The sequence below is a fragment of the Paenibacillus sp. FSL L8-0333 genome (assembly GCF_037965665.1).
Taxonomy (GTDB): domain Bacteria; phylum Bacillota; class Bacilli; order Paenibacillales; family Paenibacillaceae; genus Paenibacillus_AQ; species Paenibacillus_AQ odorifer.
On the sequence record NZ_CP150186.1, the window covers coordinates 6,514,782 to 6,532,005 of the forward strand.

Below are 17,224 nucleotides of genomic sequence, written 5' to 3' on the forward strand. Positions count from 1 at the left end.
TCAAGGACAAACCTCTTCCTCAGCGGCTGGTGCCGGTGCGGGTGCCTGAACCGTTTCCGCTGGAGCAGCTGCTGGTGCGCTGACCGTGGATGCAGGTGCAGAAGACGATGTTTTCGGTTGAGAAGACTCAACTACCGGAGCCGGGGTCGCTTTAACTACCTCTGTTGTAGAGAAGGTTATAGCTTTTTTGGAAGGTGTCTCCGTTGCTTTTGCTACAGGAGCGGCGGTTTCCTTAGGCTGTTCAGATACAACAGGAGCTGCGGTCGGCTGAACGGCTTTAGCGGTTACGTTTGCTTTTGGAGCAGTCGTAGGCGCAGGCGTTGCCGCGCTGGTTTGCGGTTTAACAGATGCAGATACCGTTGTTGCAGCTGTTGCCGTCTTAGCGGTGTCCGCAGCCGGGGATGCGGTTGCTTTAGGCTGAGCTGCGCCCGCTTCTGGAGCTGCTGAAGCAACAACCTTCGCCGCAGAATCAACAGCTGCTGGGGCCGCAGTAGCTTCTGCCGTGACTGTCTCTGCTGCTGGAGCCGAAGCTTCCGGCTGGACAGCTTCTGTTACAGGAGCTGCAGTAGCTTCTGCCTGAACAACAACTGCTGCCGCAGAAGTAGCTACTGGTAAAGCTGCTGCGGTTACTGCTGTATTACTACTCTCTTGAATGGGTGCTGCCTCTGCTGTTTTTTTGTTAGCGGATACCGCGGCATACGTCAATGCGGAGAAGACGATAGCGGCGGCAACCAAAGAGATCGAAAGCTTTTTCATATGTGTACCATCCTTTTCAAATAAAATAAGAGACCCCTTCATTACATTCTTGTACCTTAAATCCGTAACTCTCCCTTCTCTAAAGTTAAAAAAAAGAGACTCAACGGGACGCAATTTACGCGTCTTTCGTTGAATCTCCGGCTGTCCAGTCGATTCCAATTGGCTTGTGATTAAGTTCCATATTATTCATGCCATAGTGCCTTGTCAATCAATTTTTATTTTTCACATGGTTTTTATCGGAATTAATTATTTTTAACATATAATTACATTGACTTTACTATAAATTCTATATAGATTGATCTCAATAGGATTAATCACATTAAAAAACTAGGTTTAAGGGGGTATTGGTAGTGAACATAGATAACAACTTATTATCCGCCATCGAAACGAACTGGTATGGATTTGTCGCTTCCATATTTGTGTTTGCAATTTTGTTTCTACTGGCACGTAAACGAATTGGATTTGGCACCCGGGTACTCATCGGACTTGGCATCGGACTTATTGCCGGTATATTCTTTCAATACTTCGATTTAGAGACCAAAGCTATTAGCACATTCGGCAGCATTTATGTCAGCTTGATCCGCATGCTCGTCATTCCTTTAGTATTCGTACTCGTATTAAACAGTATTTCTTCCTTAACCAATCTGGAGTATCTACGCAAAATCGGGATCAAAACCTTCGCCTGGTTCCTCGGAACAACTGGCATCGCTTCTATTATCGGCCTATCGGTTGCGCTGCTGTTCAATCCCGGCCAAGGTATACAACAAGATGTACCCGCAGATTTTGCAGCCCGGGAAATCCCGACCTTCTCCCAGGTTATCCTCGATCTTGTTCCATCTAACCCTGTTAATGAAGCAGCTACGGGTAAGGTTGTGCCTCTACTCATTTTCGCCATCTTCTTAGCAGTAGCTATAATCAAGATTGGCTCCAAGAAACCCGAAGCAGTCAAACCTGTACGTGATCTTATTGAATCCCTAACACTGATACTGCATCAGGTTGTGAAATTCATTATTCGCCTGACCCCTTATGGCGTATTCGCACTGATTGCCGGAATCACCGCACGTTATGGCTGGGAGACGTTGCAGGAGCTAGGCAGTGTAATTATAACCTCGTACGTAGCAATGATTATACATTTTGTACTTATCTTTGGCGGATTGGTTCTATTAGTAGCGAAGGTGAATCCAATTCGTTTCTTCCGCAAAGTGTATCCAACCATTACTGTTGCCTTCACAACCAGAAGCAGCTATGCAACACTTCCGGTCAATCTCGAAGTTATTACGAAGCGGCTTCATGTCTCCCCACGGATCGCGAGCTTTATCGCACCGTTAGGGGCATCTGTGAACTTTAATGCGTGCGGTGGGATTTGGCCAGCTATTGTGGCTGTATTTACCGCTCAAGTATTCGGTATTGATCTGAACTGGACCGACTATATTACACTGGTATTAGTAAGTATTATTTCTTCCATTGGTGTAGCTGGCGTACCTGGACCTGCCGTAATCTCCACCACGGTAGTCTTAACTGCTCTCGGCCTGCCGCTTGAAGGAATCGCTATCGTTGCAGGTGTTGAAGCGCTCATCGATATGGGCCGTACCGCTGTAAACGCAACTGGAACAGCTGTAACAGCTCTGTTAGTAGCTAATTCCGAAGGTGAATTTGACCGCGAAGCGTTTAATAGCAATGATGACGATGATATTCTCTTGAGCACCGTTTAAAAGCTGAGACTGTAAAAACCTCCGGAAGCTGCGTAAAGCAGAGCGCCCGGAGGTTTTTTTGCATAGATTCATATTGGATTCATCTTCTTATAGCATACTAATTCTTTCCCGCTTTTTAGCAGAAGCTAAACAAGTCTCGATCAATTGTATGCCCAGCACTGCATCCTCAGGTGCAAATAATTTTTTTCCTGTAAATACTGCGGCGGCAAAATCATCGACCTCCCGTGTATAGGGATTCGCCCCGGTGGCATCAACCCGTCTTACCCCTTCTCCCGTATGCACAAAAAATTCGGCATCCTCATCTCTAGCATTAAAAGGCATAGGCACTTCAATCATTCCATCGGTCCCCAGAATCTCTAACAGCTGGCGGTTATATGCCCACATCCCGCAATCAAAAATCAGGCTTAGCCCCTTCGGAAACTCTACCAGCCCTGAAGCCATCATATCTACATTGTCATGCTCCGGAGAGAACATAGCCTGTACTGTCACGGCTTCCGGCTCAGCTCCGAACAGCAGTCGTGCTGCACTTAGCGGATAACAGCCGATATCATAAAGAGAGCCGCCGCCCCAAGCGGATTTAAAGCGAATATTAGAGGTATCTGTAGCGTCATTATAAGTAAAAGTGCCTCGAATGGAGCGTAATTCGCCAATTTCACCGCTAGAGATAATCTCTTGCAATTCCGCAATCCGAGGATGATGCCGATACATATAAGCTTCTGCCAAATGGACTCCAGCATCATTACAAGCTTTTACCATCTCAGCCGCTTCTTCACTGTTCAGCGCGATCGGTTTCTCACATAAGATATGTTTGCCAGCTTCCGCCGCACGGATTACCCATTCCCGATGGAGGTGATTTGGCAGTGGAATATACACTGCATCAATATCCTTATCCGCCAGTAATTCCTCATAGCTGCCGTAAGCTTTATCTATTCCGAACTCTGCGGCTACAGCGCTGCTTTTTTCTAAACCGCGACTGGCTACCGCTGTAATCATTCCCGTCTGCGAATCCATTATAGCCGGCATCACTGAACCTGTCGCAATCTGCGCGCAGCCCATGATTCCCCAGCGAAGTTTTTGCACCATCGTTGCTAACCTTCTTCCTTATAGATTACTTACTATACTTAAAGCCACCTTATCATAGAATGAAACGTTTCTCTAACAGAAAGAAGCCTGCAAATTGCAAAAAAACAGTGCCAAAAGGAGCTCCAACCCCGATAGACACTGCCTTTTTATAAAATATGAATGTTTATATTAGTGCATTTAACAGCACAGCCGCACCCAGCACAACTATACGCGCAAGGTTCATCAATACGAAGTTTTTGACGGCAAGAATAAAGGTACTCGCCTTCTCCTGTTTCTCTGTGAACAAGGCAATATTTCGGCGCAGCGGGATCAGCGTAAGTAGAATCAACAGAACCAGAATAGGGTTAATCCCTAAGATCAGCAGCACTACAAGATCCAGATAAGAGACATAGTAGAGATATTTAAAAAGCACAAGCGCATTGCGGCGGCCAATGTACACCGGAAGCGTATACCTTCGATTCTCCACATCCTCATCAATATCACAAATATTATTAGCGAGCATAATCCCTGCGATCCCCAAAATAGCGGGCATGGAAAACCAGAAAAGGTACAGCACTTCCACGATGTTGATATTCAAGCTGACCCAGCCGTTCTGGAGCAGCAGTGAAACCACATGCTCATCCGTATGGATATAGGCAGAGATAAAAATAATAACAAAGCCCATAAACAAACCGGAGAACAGCTCACCTAACGGCATCCGCGAGATGGGAATCGGCCCGAACGAATAAAGTATACCGATCAAGAACGACAGTCCACCCAGCAAAAAGACCAGCAAACCCGTCTGAGTGACAAGCGCAATCCCGCCCCCTGCTGCCAGCGCCAGCAAAATCACAATCGTCGCCACGACGGTGCGCTCTTTTAGCTTAAAATGAACAATCGCATTATGCGTCTCGTAGCCGTAGCCGTGGGTTTTAGAAGCTTTTTTGAAATCGTAATAGTTGTTAATCGCCGTCGTCGCCATATCGAAGCTAAGCAAAGACACGAACATCAATCCAAAACGCAGTACGTAAAAATCCTCAAACCGGTACAGGGCGTACAACGTTCCCATTAGAAACGGAATAATACTGGCTACCTTCGTCGGCAGCTCCACAAATCTTAGAAAGCTTTTAATATTCACACCATACACCCTTATCTGTCAAATGAGCCTGCGAGGCATTACTATTCAGTTGTTGTAACCGTCACTGGGGACCATTCTGCAATAACTGTTTGTCCATGTACAGACACACTGCCTTCAGGACTCAGATCCTTCTCTGTCATAATTCCGAGCGCTACAGTGAAGTTATTGAATTTAAGCGGAATATTTTTCTCGCGGCGTACTTCCTTGCCGTTCAAATAGAATACAGCCTCATCATTGCCACGGTGATAGGTAATACGGTACGTATTGAATTCCCGTGGTTTGAAATCCGTATCTTCTTTAAAGATGCAGAAGTATTTCGTTCCAGTGCTTTCTGGTACTTGTACACCCGGGAACGGCAAAATACCATATACACTAGCGTATTTATCATTTCCCGCGAAGAAATCAAGCGCAGCGCCTGTCGTGAAATCCAGCAGGTTCAGCGATACATATCCATCATACAGATCTCCAGGTGCAGTTTCTTGTGTACGGCAACGAATTTGCAGCTCAATGCTAATCTCTCCTGCTTCCGGAATCTCCACTGGCTTGGCTGAATAATACATGTGCTTGGCATTGTCCAGAATCTGCACTTGATGATTCTCGCGAGATAACTTCGCACGTACATACAGGGTGTCATTACGAACGATAACTACAGCCTCCGGCTCACGGTAAGCCCAAAATGATCCGTCAGGCAGTGTAAATCCACCCGTCTTCCAGACCTTTCCTTCTTCTAAAATGGAGTGGAAATCCCCAAGAACCATGCGATTGCCTTTAACTTGTTGTTCTTCTGCCATCAATACCTTGTCCTTCTTTTCCATGAAAGCTCACTCCTTCTGTAGTCCATCTATTAGTATCAGATCAAGCCTTGAATTAATAAAGTTATTGCCATTACTACTCCGCAGCGTACGGAGGCTTTTTGTGAAGCACCCATCAGCGGGATATAAGCCGGCGAAGCATTATGTTGCTTGAGACTACTGTAAATGCGCAGCGGCCAGAAAGCTGTAACCAGCGCCAGCAGTGCGTAAACAGGAAGTACACCCAACAGCACACAGACTATCACCGAAGCGTAGCCAGTGAAAAGAAGTACACGTGAGAATACAAGTGCCTTTTGTTCTCCCCATACTACAACAAGCGTAAGCTTACCCGCCTGCTCATCCGCTTTCCAATGTAGGAAATGGTGATTAAACAACAATAATGTAGTTAAAAATCCGACAGGCAGCGAGAGAATTACAGGCTTCATGCTAAACTGACCGGTTTGTACGAAATAGGAGCCTAATACAGGCATAATCCCAAAAGCAATAAAAATGGCCATCTCACTATAACCTTTGCCGCGATAGCCATAACGCAGTGGCGGAGCCACATAGAAATAAGCGATTAAAGCACCAACAAGTACAAACCAGAGGATATTCCAACCGCTATATATACTAAGAATCCCACCACAGATAAGGGCAATCGCCAGCATACTCCAGGTCATCCTTGCATAAAAAGACTCCGAGAGGATCCCACCTGTCAGTAGCCCGGAGTTTGTGCTGATTTCACCAGCGGAATTCTTTGCTTCTGTATCGGTTCCGTTGCGGAAGTCCCACAGATCATTCACCATATTGGAGAACAAATGCGCCGAAATCGCCCCTATTAATGTAAGAATAAATAAAACCGGATGGAATGTCCCTTCCCATACATATGCCCCAACGGTCCCCAAAACAATCGGGATGAGCATAACAGAAAAACTCCAAAACCGGGTCGCCTTGGTAAATAATGTCCATTTGTTCACTTCAAGCTTACCGCCTTTTTCATATGATTTGATAATAATTATCACTGACTATTATACATCAATTTTCGATAGATTGTGAAGATTATCACTGCATATAATGTCTATTCTTGACATAATATTTCCGTTTGTTTGGTCAAGTAACTTGATAATGGAAGATAAAAATGTAAACAATTCCTTATTTCACGCAGGACCCCTATTTTACGACAAAAAATGAGTGTTGTTTTATAGGCAAGCACATACCGATATGATATGATAGGCAAGCCTATGAACAGCGCCCCTTACGGGCTGTTTTTAAGAGCGTAAAACTATATATAATAATGGAGGCTTTTACTGTCATGTCAGCGCAATCCCCTAACACCCAATCTGTCAAAATCGTCACTGCCGACCCTAGCGCCATCGGGCTATTCGGACTGGCTATTGTCACATTGGTCGCTTCTTCACAGAAGCTTGAATTTACAACAGGACTTAGCTATGTTATTCCTTGGGCTATCTTCCTGGGAGCATTCGCGCAGCTATTCGCCGCCATTCAGGATGCTAAGCACAACAATACCTTTGGTATGACCGCCTTTGGCGCCTACGCTTTCTTTTGGTTCGGCATGGCTAGCAGCTGGCTGATCAAGCTTGGCGTATTTGGTCCAACGCTTGCGGAGGCTGTAGATCCTAAGCAGCTCGGATTTGTATTTTTGGGTTACTTGATCTTCACACTCTTTATGACGATTGGTGCCGTTGAGGCAAATAGAGTTCTGCTTATCATTTTTGTATTGATAGATTTTCTTTTTATCGGACTAACCTTTGATTCCTTTGGGATCGCTCCAGAATTCTTCCATAAGCTTGCTGCTTGTGCTGAGCTTGGTATTGGTATTGTGTCCCTTTACGGATGTGGAGCATCCGTGCTAAACGCTCATTTCGGCCGCAGCTTCTTACCAATTGGAGCTCCGCTGGGCATCTTCAAAAAATAGAAATTGTTCTGATCTGAAACTAATACTTTTGCAAGCCGAAAGGATGCTGAGACTATGCATGTCCTGTCCTCTTCTGAATTAGCGGTAACTGCTATTTTCGCCCTTATTCTCGCAGTTATTGCCTATCTGATCATTCGGAATATCCCGAAGATGGTTGGCGATATTGCGGCTTTTCGCAAAAGAACACTGGTTTGGACCCAAGTTTCACTGGTACTAACGGTGCTTCAATTAAATTTCAAGGCAGGCGATTGGCGCTTTTCTATCGTCCTTGGACTCATCGTGTTATTTACCGGAGCTATTTGGCTGTCCGCCCGTTATTACGACATCAGTCGCAATGCAGATCCAGAATCTAAAGATCCTGAAGTACATTAGTAAATCTCAAGCTCCCGAAAGGGGGCTTTTTTTATAATTTCAGAAAGCTTCTTCGCATAGTTCTCCCCACCACAACCATACTAATGACATTCTAATAAAAGTAACGGGAGGATTATCAGGGTGAGCAAAAAAATCAATCTGCTAATGTTCAGTGGGGAATACGACAAAGCGATGGCTGGACTGATCCTAGCGAATGCCGCAAGAGATATCGATGTCGAGGTTACCATGTTCTTTTCATTCTGGGGTCTATTTTTGGTGCGTGATCCGGAGAAAATGACCCTTGAGGACAAGAGTATCTACGAGAAGCTGATGGATGTTATTACACCGAAGGGCCCTGGGCAGCTGCCGCTCTCTCATCTGAACTTTAGCGGGCTGGGACGAATGATGCTGGAGGAAATGATGGAGGAACAAGGCGCACCGAAGCTGATTCATTTTCTAAAAGGGGCTCGTAAAAAAAACATCAAATTCTATGCCTGCAAGCTTTCTGTGGAGATCATGGGCTTTAAGCCCGAGGAACTGCTGCCAGAGGTCGAAATCATCGATGCTGCGGCATATTTAAAAGATGCTTTAGAAAGTGATGTACAGTTATTTATTTAAAGTCTGACTAGGCTTTAACCCAATCCCCCATGCAGGCATATACTGTTGCCATAGAAACTACTGGCACGCCGAAAATACACCCCATTAACTTAGCACTGACGGCGTACGGGCTGGAGGGAATATCCGTGCTAAACATCATCCACGCCTCTTCTGCAGAGACGCCCGCTTCATTACAAGACCATTTTGATACTTTTCGTGGTCACACCATCGGCATTCGGCATCAGATCACCACCCCATATGGCAGACAACCGCTTCTGTATGCCGATTGGACCGCAAGCGGGCGCCTATATGAACCGATCGAACGCAAGTTGCAGGAAGCCTTCGGTCCCTACGTCAGCAATCCACATACAGATTCCAACACCACCGGACTAATCATGACGCAGGCTTATAATGAAGCTCGCCAAATCATTAAGAACCATGTAAATGCCGGCCCTCAGGATGTACTGCTCTTCTGCGGCAACGGAACAACAGGAGCCGTGAACAAGCTGCAACGTATCATGGGATTAAGGCTCCCGGAATGGCTACAGGAACATAATAACCGCGCGCTGGAAGATCGCCCCGTTATCTTCACCAGCCATATGGAGCATCATTCCAATATTCTTCCTTGGCAGGAGGGGCTTGGTGACGTCGTTACCATTCCCGCCGGAAAGGACGGAAATATTGACCCCCAGCAGCTTGAAGACCAGCTGCGATTATACCCCAATCGCCGTTTCAAGATTGGTTCATTTACAGCTTGTTCTAATGTGACTGGAATTCAGACGCCTTACGCAAAGCTAGCGGCTGCTATGCATCGTCATGGGGGCGTGTGTTTTGTGGATTTTGCCGCCAGCGCTCCCTACGTGCCTATCAATATGCACCCACCTTCCCCATTGGAGAAGCTTGATGCGATCTTTTTTTCTCCGCATAAATTTCTGGGTGGGCCGGGCACAAACGGCGTTCTAATCTTTGATGAAGCGCTGAACAATGGACGTATTCCTGACGAACCGGGTGGAGGTACAGTAGCCTGGGTCAACCCTTGGGGAGGACGCCGCTACACTAATGCGATTGAGATGCGGGAAGACGGGGGAACACCGGGGTTTTTACAGGCTTTTCGCACGGCACTTTGCGTGAAGCTGAAGGAGCAGATGAATGGAAACGGTCAATATATGGTGATGAGAGAGCACGAGCTGTGTCAGCAATTATTGGCAGGACTCAGCGACATACCGGAGTGCTCACTGCTGGCCGGAGATCATACAGAACGTCATGGAATCGTCTCTTTTACACTGCGCGATATTCATTACAACCTTGCTGTCCAGCTGTTGAATGACCGTTTCGGCATACAAGCTCGAGGCGGCTGCTCTTGTGCAGGTCCATACGGACATTACCTGCTCGGATTAGGGTGGACGCAATCCGCTCAGATTGCCGGAGCAATCATGAGCGGCGACCAATCCTTCAGACCAGGGTGGATTCGCATCTCTCTACATCCCATTATGACTAATCAGGAAGTAGAGAGAATTGTATCCGCTGTAAGGAGTATTGCGACCCATGTCCAGCAATGGAAGCAGGACTATCTTTACGATACTTCTACGAACAGCTGGAATCATATCTACGTGAAGCATTCACCCGAGATGAAGCTCCAAGAACTCTTCACCGTGTAACATTCTAACTTATCACACGTTGGCCTTCACCATGTCCAAATCGGCAGCACTGGCATTGGAGATGACTTGTTCTACATTTTTGCAGCCCGGAATTACACTGGTTACTGCGGAATGCTGGAGGCACCAAGCCAAAGCCCACTGCGCCATATCCAGACCTGATGGCACTTCATTGGCAGCAATTTCTGCTACTGCGCGCAGCTGCTTTTGTCTTACATCCTCTTTATGGTTCGCTCGCACATCACCCTGAGCAAAAATCGCATCTGGCTTATACTTGCCGCTCAAATAACCACTGGCTAACGGAACGCGAGCTAACACACCTAATTGATGCTCGATGCACAGCGGAAGAATCTCTTCTTCAGGTTGACGATCCAGCCGATTATATACTACTTGTATGGCCTCTGCCTGCACATCCGCTGCCGCAGAGGTCTGATGCACCCCCGAGCCCGATGCACTGATCGACACGCCTAAATGACGGATTTTACCGGCTTGCTTCTGTCTGTCGAGCATACTCCACAGCTTATCATTATCGAACTGCTCATCCGTTCCGGAATGGAATTGATAGAGGTCGACATACTCTGTTTGGAGTGCGCGCAGGGAGTCGTCCAGCTGCTTAAGCACATCCTCAGCACGCCATAGCTGTTCCCGCTGCAAATGCCCTTGAAAATGATGGCCAAATTTCGTAGCTACAACCCAGTCCTCGCGTTTGCGGCGCGCCAGATAATCCCCGATGAACTTCTCCGACAAGTGATCTCCGTAACATTCTGCCGTATCAATCAGGTTAATCCCCAGCTCCCCAGCCTTATCCAGCATGGCATCGACTTCAGCCTGAGTGAAATCCTTGCCCCACTCTCCGCCAAACTGCCAAGTCCCTAGGCCAATCACCGAGACATTCATTCCTGTACTGCCAAGCTTACGATATTTCATCATCATTTCCTCCTTTATTCTATTTAGATTTAGGAATTCAAGTTAATTCTGACACTATACTAAGCTATCTTGTTCCCATCCTGTGCTGTTCTAGCAAAACGCGCTTCGATGGCTTTGACTCCCCATAACGACAGCCCGATAAACAACAGAACATAGATAATCTCCCACGGCTGGCGAATGAAGCGTTCCAGATCATTGCCAATGTATGAAACTGCGAATACCATAATCGCTTTACCCACCGTAAGCGCAAGAAGATACGAACGGAACCTCATCCCGGCAAGCCCTGCTGCCATATTAATCACAACAAAAGGTCCTACCGGAAATATACTAAGCAGAAAAACATAGCTGAATCCGCTTTGCCGCACCCATGTCATGCTTTTGGCTACTTTGGGCCGTGCTGCCCATTTTCGCAAATAACGATGGGAGGCTACTTTGCGGATAATCCAAAAGGTAGTCACACAGCCTGCAACCAGACCGATCCAAGAATACAAAAAACCTAACCATAAACCATATACGGCCCCATTTAACCCTACGATCGCAATAGTTGGTAGTGGTGGTATAAATGATTTCATAAACGTTAACGCAATGCCCGGAAAGGGCCCAAACGAACGATATTGTTCCAGCAGATGCCGCAGATTATCCTCTGTCAGCCAAGACATAATATCAAGAAAATACATAACCAGCTGATCTCCTCATCCGATTGGAATTCTTAACACTTGGTCTCAATTATACACGAAGTTGCGTTCATTCCTACAGTGCATAAGGTTATGATCATTCATTCAGAAACGTTGGATCTATAAACTACCACCGAGCAGGACTTAGCGTTCGTTCTAGCCATTGAACAAAGTGAGCTTAATCGTGCCTATATCGGACAATGGAGTAAAGCGGAGCACTCTACGGCTATCCATGATTCAGATATCCTGCACCTTACAATTTGGGAGAGCTCCGGGAAAAGAGTCGGCTATATCATCGTAACAGGACTTCAAGATACTCATCTTACCGTTCGTATCGAAAGAATCGTGATCCATTCCAAGGGCTTTGGTTATAGCAAACTGTCGCTTCATCTCGTGAGCGACTGGATCTTCCAGCACACGAGACGCATCGGCTATGGTTGGATGTTAGAGATCACAACCACAGGGCTCGCCATGTCTACGAAAGCTGCGGCTTTACACTGGAAGGCACTCTACTTGATTGTATAAAGGTTGAGGGACATTTTGAATCTCTGCATATCATGTCCATATTACGGCATGGGTATATAGAGCGTGAGCAGCAACAGCAGAAGAAATAGATTAGGGAAATCCTCCCTGATTTTTGGTCTGTCAGGTGCCTATAACTGCAAATCAGGGAAAACTTCCCTAATATTCAGCGAATTTGCGCAAAATCGGCATATTTCACTGATTTTTAGGGATATTTTCCCTAAAACGTCTATTTTGGGACCCTAATCAGCTACTTTTTAGGGAGGATTTCCCCAAAAAGTATATTCCGAGACGATAATCGGCTATTTTCAGGTAGGTTATCTCCTCGCACCCTTTCATGGGCACAATAAAAAGCCGAGCGGCAAGTTCCCTATCCTACGTGGGCTCACTACTCAGCTTTCAATTCCATTCCCTTCAAACCTCTCCACTGTAACAACCCGCCTGCTCACCTTCCGCCCTCAACCCCGCAACCACAAGGGTTGTCACGTACTTACGGGCATCCGCTGTGAGCAGTAACAGCTCTACCGAGCTTTTAGCCGGCTCCCCTCTGACAAACTTTATTCGGGCACCGTCCAAATCCTCTTGGATGCCGGCAATCGTATACCCTTTAAAAAGCAGCCCATCAATCTCCTGCTGTTCTTTGGCATATTCCGCAAAAGCAGACATTAGACTACACCTCCGCTGATTTCTGCCTTAGAAGGAAGAGGAGCCTCCGCTGCAAAACGTTTGCGTTTCAAATATTTTCCCGAACCTGCTTTGCCGACAAATTGTTTGTCACGAATAACAAATTCACCTCGACTGAGAACAGAAACAGGCTCTCCCTTCACTTCAAAGCCCTCAAACGCATTATAATCTACGTTCATATGGTGCGTGTCCGCAGAAAGGGTTCTTTCTACAGAAGGATCAAAAATGACCAGATCAGCGTCACTACCTACTGCGACCGTGCCTTTTTGCGGATACAAGCCAAACAGCTTGGCGCTAGAGGTAGCAATAATGTCTACGAATTTGTTCAATGAGATCCGGCCTTTCTGCACACCTTCCGAATATAGAATCGTAAACCGGTCCTCGATGGTCGGCCCACCGTTCGGGATTTTGGAGAAATCGCCAAGCCCCAGATCCTTTTGTCCTTTGAAATCAAACGAGCACTGGTCGGAGCCAATCGTCTGCAAGCTGCCGCTCCATAGCGCATCCCACAGAACATCCTGATTCCACTGCTCACGCAGGGGCGGAGACCACACGTATTTGGCACCTTCGAAATTAGGCTTTTCCAGCGCCGTCTGATCCAGCACTAAATACTGTGGACAAGTCTCACCGTATACGCGCAGTCCCTTTTTACGCGCTTCAGCAATCTTCCAAGCGGCTTCCGCACAGGTCACGTGTACAACATACAGCTGAGAATCTGTCAGTTCGGTTAGATAAGCTGCGCGTCCCGTAGCTTCACCCTCCAGCTCCGGCGGGCGGGTCAGCGCATGAAAGATCGGATCAGTGTTGCCTGCGGCCAAGGCCTGCTCAACAAGATATTCAATGACATCTCCATTCTCCGCATGCACCATAACGAGCGCACCTTCTTTTTTCGCGGCTTGAAGGGTCTTAAAAAGTGTGCCGTCATCCGCCTGAAAAGTATTCTTATAAGCCATAAATACTTTGAGCGAGGTAATGCCTTCATTCTCAATTATCTCCGGAAGCTCACCCAGTACTTTATCGTTTAATTCTGAGACCATAAGGTGGAAGCTGTAATCAATCACCGCTTTATCCTGCGACTTATGATGCCATCTATCTACGGCTTGCTGTAGCGGTTGTCCTTTGGTGGTTAAGCAAAAATCAATGACAGTGGTCGTTCCGCCATATGCAGCTGCAATGGTTCCCGTCTCAAAATCATCAGCTGTAACCGTGCCGCCAAAAGGCATATCCAGATGCGTATGTGGATCAATGCCTCCAGGAAAAACATAACACCCCGAGGCATCTATAATTTCTGCACCAGGGACATCCAAATGAAGGCCAATCTCCGTAATAACCCCGTTTTCAATCGCCACATCGCCTGTATAAGTATCTGCTGCGGTAACGATGATGCCATTTTTAATAATCTTTTTCATCCTTACACCACCTCCACTTCCGAATAGGTGCCATTCAAACTCCCGATCACTTTCTGCCGCTGGTTCCAGGTCAGTGGGGCTGCCCCGGTATCGACTGGAACCATATCGATCGCGCCGTCTGCTGGACAGACAATAGAACAAAGATTACAACCTACACAATCTTCCTCGCGGACCTGTAGAATAGCTTTCCCATCTGCATTAGTTAACATATCAATACACTGATGCGAAGCATCTTCGCAGGCAATATGGCATTTATTACAGTTAATGCAGTTGTTCTCATTAATACGGGCAACGACCTTATAGTTGAGATCCAGATCACCCCAGTTGGAGTAACGGGATACCGATTTACCGATTAACTCTGTTACGGAAGCCAAACCTTTGTCATCCAAATAGTTGTTCAGGCCATCGATCATTTCCTCCACAATCCGGAAGCCATGATGCATGACCGCTGTACATACTTGAATGCCCGTAGCACCCATCAGCATGAATTCAACAACATCCTGCCAGGTCGAAATCCCTCCAATACCGGAGATAGGAATGCCGACTCCCCGGTCACGGGCACACTCGGCCACCATACTAAGCGCAATTGGTTTCACAGCCGGCCCGCAGTAACCGCCATGCGCACCCTGACCTCCAACATTCGGAATGGTGTTCCAGCTATGAATATCTACACCAGCAAGACTGTTGATCGTGTTGATCATACTAATCGCGTCCGCTCCACCCTTAACCGCATGGCGGGCAACGACGGTGATATCCGTAATATTAGGCGTCAGCTTCACAATCACCGGGGTCGTCGCAACTTCTTTTACCCAGGTGGTCTGTGCCTGCACCAGATCAGGCTGCTGCCCCGAAGCAGCGCCCATTCCACGCTCAGCCATCCCGTGCGGACAGCCAAAGTTAAGCTCCAGACCGTCTACACCCACATCCTCTACCCGCTTAACAATCTCATGCCATTTATGCTGCGTTGGTTCTACCATCAGGGAGGCTATAATCGCATGATTCGGGAATCTTTTTTTCGTTTCATAGATTTCCTTCAGATTAACTTCAAGTGGACGGTCGGTGATCAGTTCAATATTGTTAAAGCCCGCAACCCGTTGCCCATTGAAATTTACTGCCGCAAAACGCGATGAGGTATTAATGATCGGATCGCCGAGCGTCTTCCACACCGCCCCGCCCCAACCTGCTTCAAAGGCCCGCTGCACTTGATAACCTGTATTCGTAGGCGGCGCGGAGGCCAGCCAGAACGGATTCGGTGATTTGATTCCTGCGAGATTAATACTTAAATCTGCCATTGATGTTCCCTCCCTGTCATGTAAAATCCAATATGATTTCTACGCTCAGCCCGCAGATCTAACAACGACCTCCTGCTGGCCTGAGAATTGTTTAACAATCGCATGGGCTGCATCTTTTCCCTGCTGTGCCGCTGATACAACCATGGCCTCGCCTTTACCTGAACCAAATATGATGTCCCCAGCGGCATAAATCTGCGGATCGGAGGTTTGGCAGGTGACCTCATTCACCCTCACAACCCCACGGTCATGCATAAGACCTAAGGAATCTATTAGATCTAGACGACGCTTTTGACCAATAGCTATTACAACTGCATCTACAGGAATCAAGAACTCAGAACCCTCGATCGGCATAGGTATTGGACGCCCATCTTTGCCCAGCTCCTCCGTCAGCTTCATCTGCACACATTCCAGTGCAGTTACATTCCCAAGCCCATCACCCACGATACGTTTCGGTAAGGTAAGCCAGTTGAACTCCACACCTTCCTGCTTCGCAAATTCATATTCAAAGTCATAAGCCGTCATCTCTTCGCGGGTCCGGCGGTAGACCATTTTCACATCGGTGGCTCCCAGCCGCACTGAGCAAGTCGCTGCATCAATAGCCGTATTCCCTGCACCAATGACAGCGACCCGCTGACCCATCAGCTCTAGTAGAGGAATGCCCGCCTTAGTGGATTCTACGAGCGCAATAGCATCATAAACTCCAGCCATTTTTTCACCCTCAATCCCTATTGGAGGCACATAACCCATACCCGCTGCCAAAACGATGGCATCATAATTCGACTTCAGCTCATCTACAGAAACATCTACTCCGACTTTCACACCTGTACGTATTTCCACACCCAGCTTCTCTACCTGCTCTACTTCCCAAAGAGATACAGACTGCGGGAGCCGAAACGATACAATCCCATGTGTATCCAGCCCACCCGCTAACGCCTTCGCTTCGTAGATCACAACAGCAAAACCTTCACGGGCGAGTTCCCTAGCCGCTGACAATCCCGCAGGACCACCGCCGATAACGGCTACCTTTTTCCCATTAGGAATGCCAGCCTTAAATAATTGAACTCCGCTGTTCATCGCCCAATCTGTCGCATAACGCTGCAGCAGTCCGATTTGGATCGGCGCCGAGGCATCATTTAACACACAGGCGCCTTCACACAGCTCATCTGTAGGACAAACACGAGCACAGCTGGCACCCACAGGATTGGAATCCATAATCGTCTGTGCCGAGCCTTTCAGATTGTCAGTGGCGATCCGTTTGATAAAGGAGGGAATATTAATGCTGGTCGGACATGCTTTTATACATGGGGCATCGTAGCAATATAGACAGCGATTGGACTCATCCATGGCACCTTTATGGGTCAGAGGCGGCTCAGCCTCGGCGAAATTACGCATGAACATATCAGGTGTAAATGCTGTTAACGGAGAAGAATGCTCCATCACTAGTCCCTCCTTATGGGTAATTTTTCATATTTGTGTTATATAATATAACATTATTTCAAGTTTTGTCTGAATATTTTGCTTACATCTTTTAATTATTGTAGTAATATAAGCTTTAACAGAAATTATCTCTCAACGTTCTCCCTTATTAGGTTATATATACTGACATCCGTTAATCAAACTATAGTCATTTCGAATTTTCGTTGCATTAGACACTTTGTCTAATTTCAAAACTGTATTTTTTACGTGTGAGAATAGGCTGAGAATAACAGGGCATTAAC

At 46.9% G+C, this 17,224-nt stretch carries 16 protein-coding genes; 5 read left to right on the forward strand and 11 right to left on the reverse strand.

Annotation, left to right across the window (positions count from 1 at the left end; genetic code table 11):
- Positions 1-756 carry a hypothetical protein gene (locus tag NYE72_RS29035; RefSeq protein WP_076272921.1) on the reverse strand — a complete coding sequence of 252 codons (756 nt, stop codon included), beginning with the start codon at positions 754-756 and terminating at the stop codon, positions 1-3.
- Positions 757-1,112: 356 nt separating this feature from the next.
- Between NYE72_RS29035 and NYE72_RS29040 the strand changes: the two genes are divergently transcribed.
- The gene (locus tag NYE72_RS29040) at positions 1,113-2,468 is read left to right on the forward strand and encodes a dicarboxylate/amino acid:cation symporter (RefSeq protein WP_036682429.1); all 1,356 of its coding nucleotides are present in this window, start codon (positions 1,113-1,115) and stop codon (positions 2,466-2,468) included.
- An 87-nt stretch (positions 2,469-2,555) separates the two neighbouring features.
- On the opposite strand, the gene NYE72_RS29045 is transcribed toward NYE72_RS29040, so the two are convergent.
- The 4 genes from NYE72_RS29045 to NYE72_RS29060 form a co-directional block, all read right to left on the reverse strand.
- Positions 2,556-3,551, reverse strand: coding sequence for a Gfo/Idh/MocA family oxidoreductase (locus tag NYE72_RS29045; RefSeq protein ID WP_076099703.1), 996 nt, complete (start codon positions 3,549-3,551; stop codon positions 2,556-2,558).
- Positions 3,552-3,714: 163 nt separating this feature from the next.
- A complete protein-coding gene (gene menA / locus NYE72_RS29050; RefSeq protein ID WP_076222356.1) occupies positions 3,715-4,668 on the reverse strand; it encodes a 1,4-dihydroxy-2-naphthoate polyprenyltransferase in 954 nt (317 codons plus the stop codon).
- A 41-nt stretch (positions 4,669-4,709) separates the two neighbouring features.
- On the reverse strand, positions 4,710-5,483 hold the full coding sequence (locus NYE72_RS29055; protein WP_256716963.1) for a DUF6081 family protein: 774 nt from the start codon (positions 5,481-5,483) through the stop codon (positions 4,710-4,712).
- Positions 5,484-5,518: 35 nt separating this feature from the next.
- Positions 5,519-6,436 carry a prenyltransferase gene (locus tag NYE72_RS29060; protein ID WP_036682043.1) on the reverse strand — a complete coding sequence of 306 codons (918 nt, stop codon included), beginning with the start codon at positions 6,434-6,436 and terminating at the stop codon, positions 5,519-5,521.
- 335 nt (positions 6,437-6,771) lie between these two features.
- Here NYE72_RS29060 and NYE72_RS29065 point away from each other — a divergent pair, with 335 nt between their 5' ends.
- The 4 genes from NYE72_RS29065 to NYE72_RS29080 all read left to right on the forward strand — a co-directional run bounded on the left by NYE72_RS29065 (position 6,772) and on the right by NYE72_RS29080 (position 10,001).
- Positions 6,772-7,395, forward strand: a complete 624-nt coding sequence (locus tag NYE72_RS29065) for a GPR1/FUN34/YaaH family transporter (protein WP_036682044.1) — start codon at positions 6,772-6,774, stop codon at positions 7,393-7,395.
- Positions 7,396-7,449: 54 nt separating this feature from the next.
- The gene (locus tag NYE72_RS29070; RefSeq protein ID WP_051491217.1) at positions 7,450-7,767 is read left to right on the forward strand and encodes a hypothetical protein; all 318 of its coding nucleotides are present in this window, start codon (positions 7,450-7,452) and stop codon (positions 7,765-7,767) included.
- 120 nt (positions 7,768-7,887) lie between these two features.
- Positions 7,888-8,364 (forward strand): DsrE/DsrF/DrsH-like family protein, encoded by a 477-nt coding sequence (locus NYE72_RS29075; RefSeq protein WP_036682046.1) that lies wholly within the window; start codon positions 7,888-7,890, stop codon positions 8,362-8,364.
- A 125-nt stretch (positions 8,365-8,489) separates the two neighbouring features.
- The gene (locus NYE72_RS29080; RefSeq protein WP_036682047.1) at positions 8,490-10,001 is read left to right on the forward strand and encodes an aminotransferase class V-fold PLP-dependent enzyme; all 1,512 of its coding nucleotides are present in this window, start codon (positions 8,490-8,492) and stop codon (positions 9,999-10,001) included.
- Between the two features lie 12 nt (positions 10,002-10,013).
- Here the strand turns inward: NYE72_RS29080 and NYE72_RS29085 are convergent, their stop codons facing one another.
- From NYE72_RS29085 to NYE72_RS29110, 6 genes are all read right to left on the reverse strand, one after another.
- Positions 10,014-10,925, reverse strand: a complete 912-nt coding sequence (locus NYE72_RS29085; RefSeq protein WP_076212589.1) for an aldo/keto reductase — start codon at positions 10,923-10,925, stop codon at positions 10,014-10,016.
- A 59-nt stretch (positions 10,926-10,984) separates the two neighbouring features.
- Complete coding sequence (locus NYE72_RS29090) at positions 10,985-11,602, reverse strand: TVP38/TMEM64 family protein (protein WP_036682051.1); 618 nt, start codon at positions 11,600-11,602, stop codon at positions 10,985-10,987.
- Between the two features lie 933 nt (positions 11,603-12,535).
- Positions 12,536-12,787, reverse strand: a complete 252-nt coding sequence (locus NYE72_RS29095) for a hypothetical protein (protein ID WP_051491218.1) — start codon at positions 12,785-12,787, stop codon at positions 12,536-12,538.
- Positions 12,787-14,214 carry a dihydropyrimidinase gene (hydA, locus tag NYE72_RS29100; protein WP_076272923.1) on the reverse strand — a complete coding sequence of 476 codons (1,428 nt, stop codon included), beginning with the start codon at positions 14,212-14,214 and terminating at the stop codon, positions 12,787-12,789. The genes NYE72_RS29095 and hydA overlap by 1 nt, the downstream gene beginning before the upstream one ends.
- A 2-nt stretch (positions 14,215-14,216) precedes the next feature.
- Entirely contained in the window at positions 14,217-15,506 is a 1,290-nt protein-coding gene (gene preA / locus NYE72_RS29105; RefSeq protein ID WP_076099706.1) for an NAD-dependent dihydropyrimidine dehydrogenase subunit PreA, read from the reverse strand.
- Between the two features lie 45 nt (positions 15,507-15,551).
- Positions 15,552-16,943: an NAD(P)-dependent oxidoreductase gene (locus tag NYE72_RS29110; RefSeq protein ID WP_339210979.1), complete on the reverse strand. Its 1,392-nt coding sequence runs from the start codon at positions 16,941-16,943 to the stop codon at positions 15,552-15,554.
- Between the last annotated feature and the right edge of the window lie 281 nt (positions 16,944-17,224).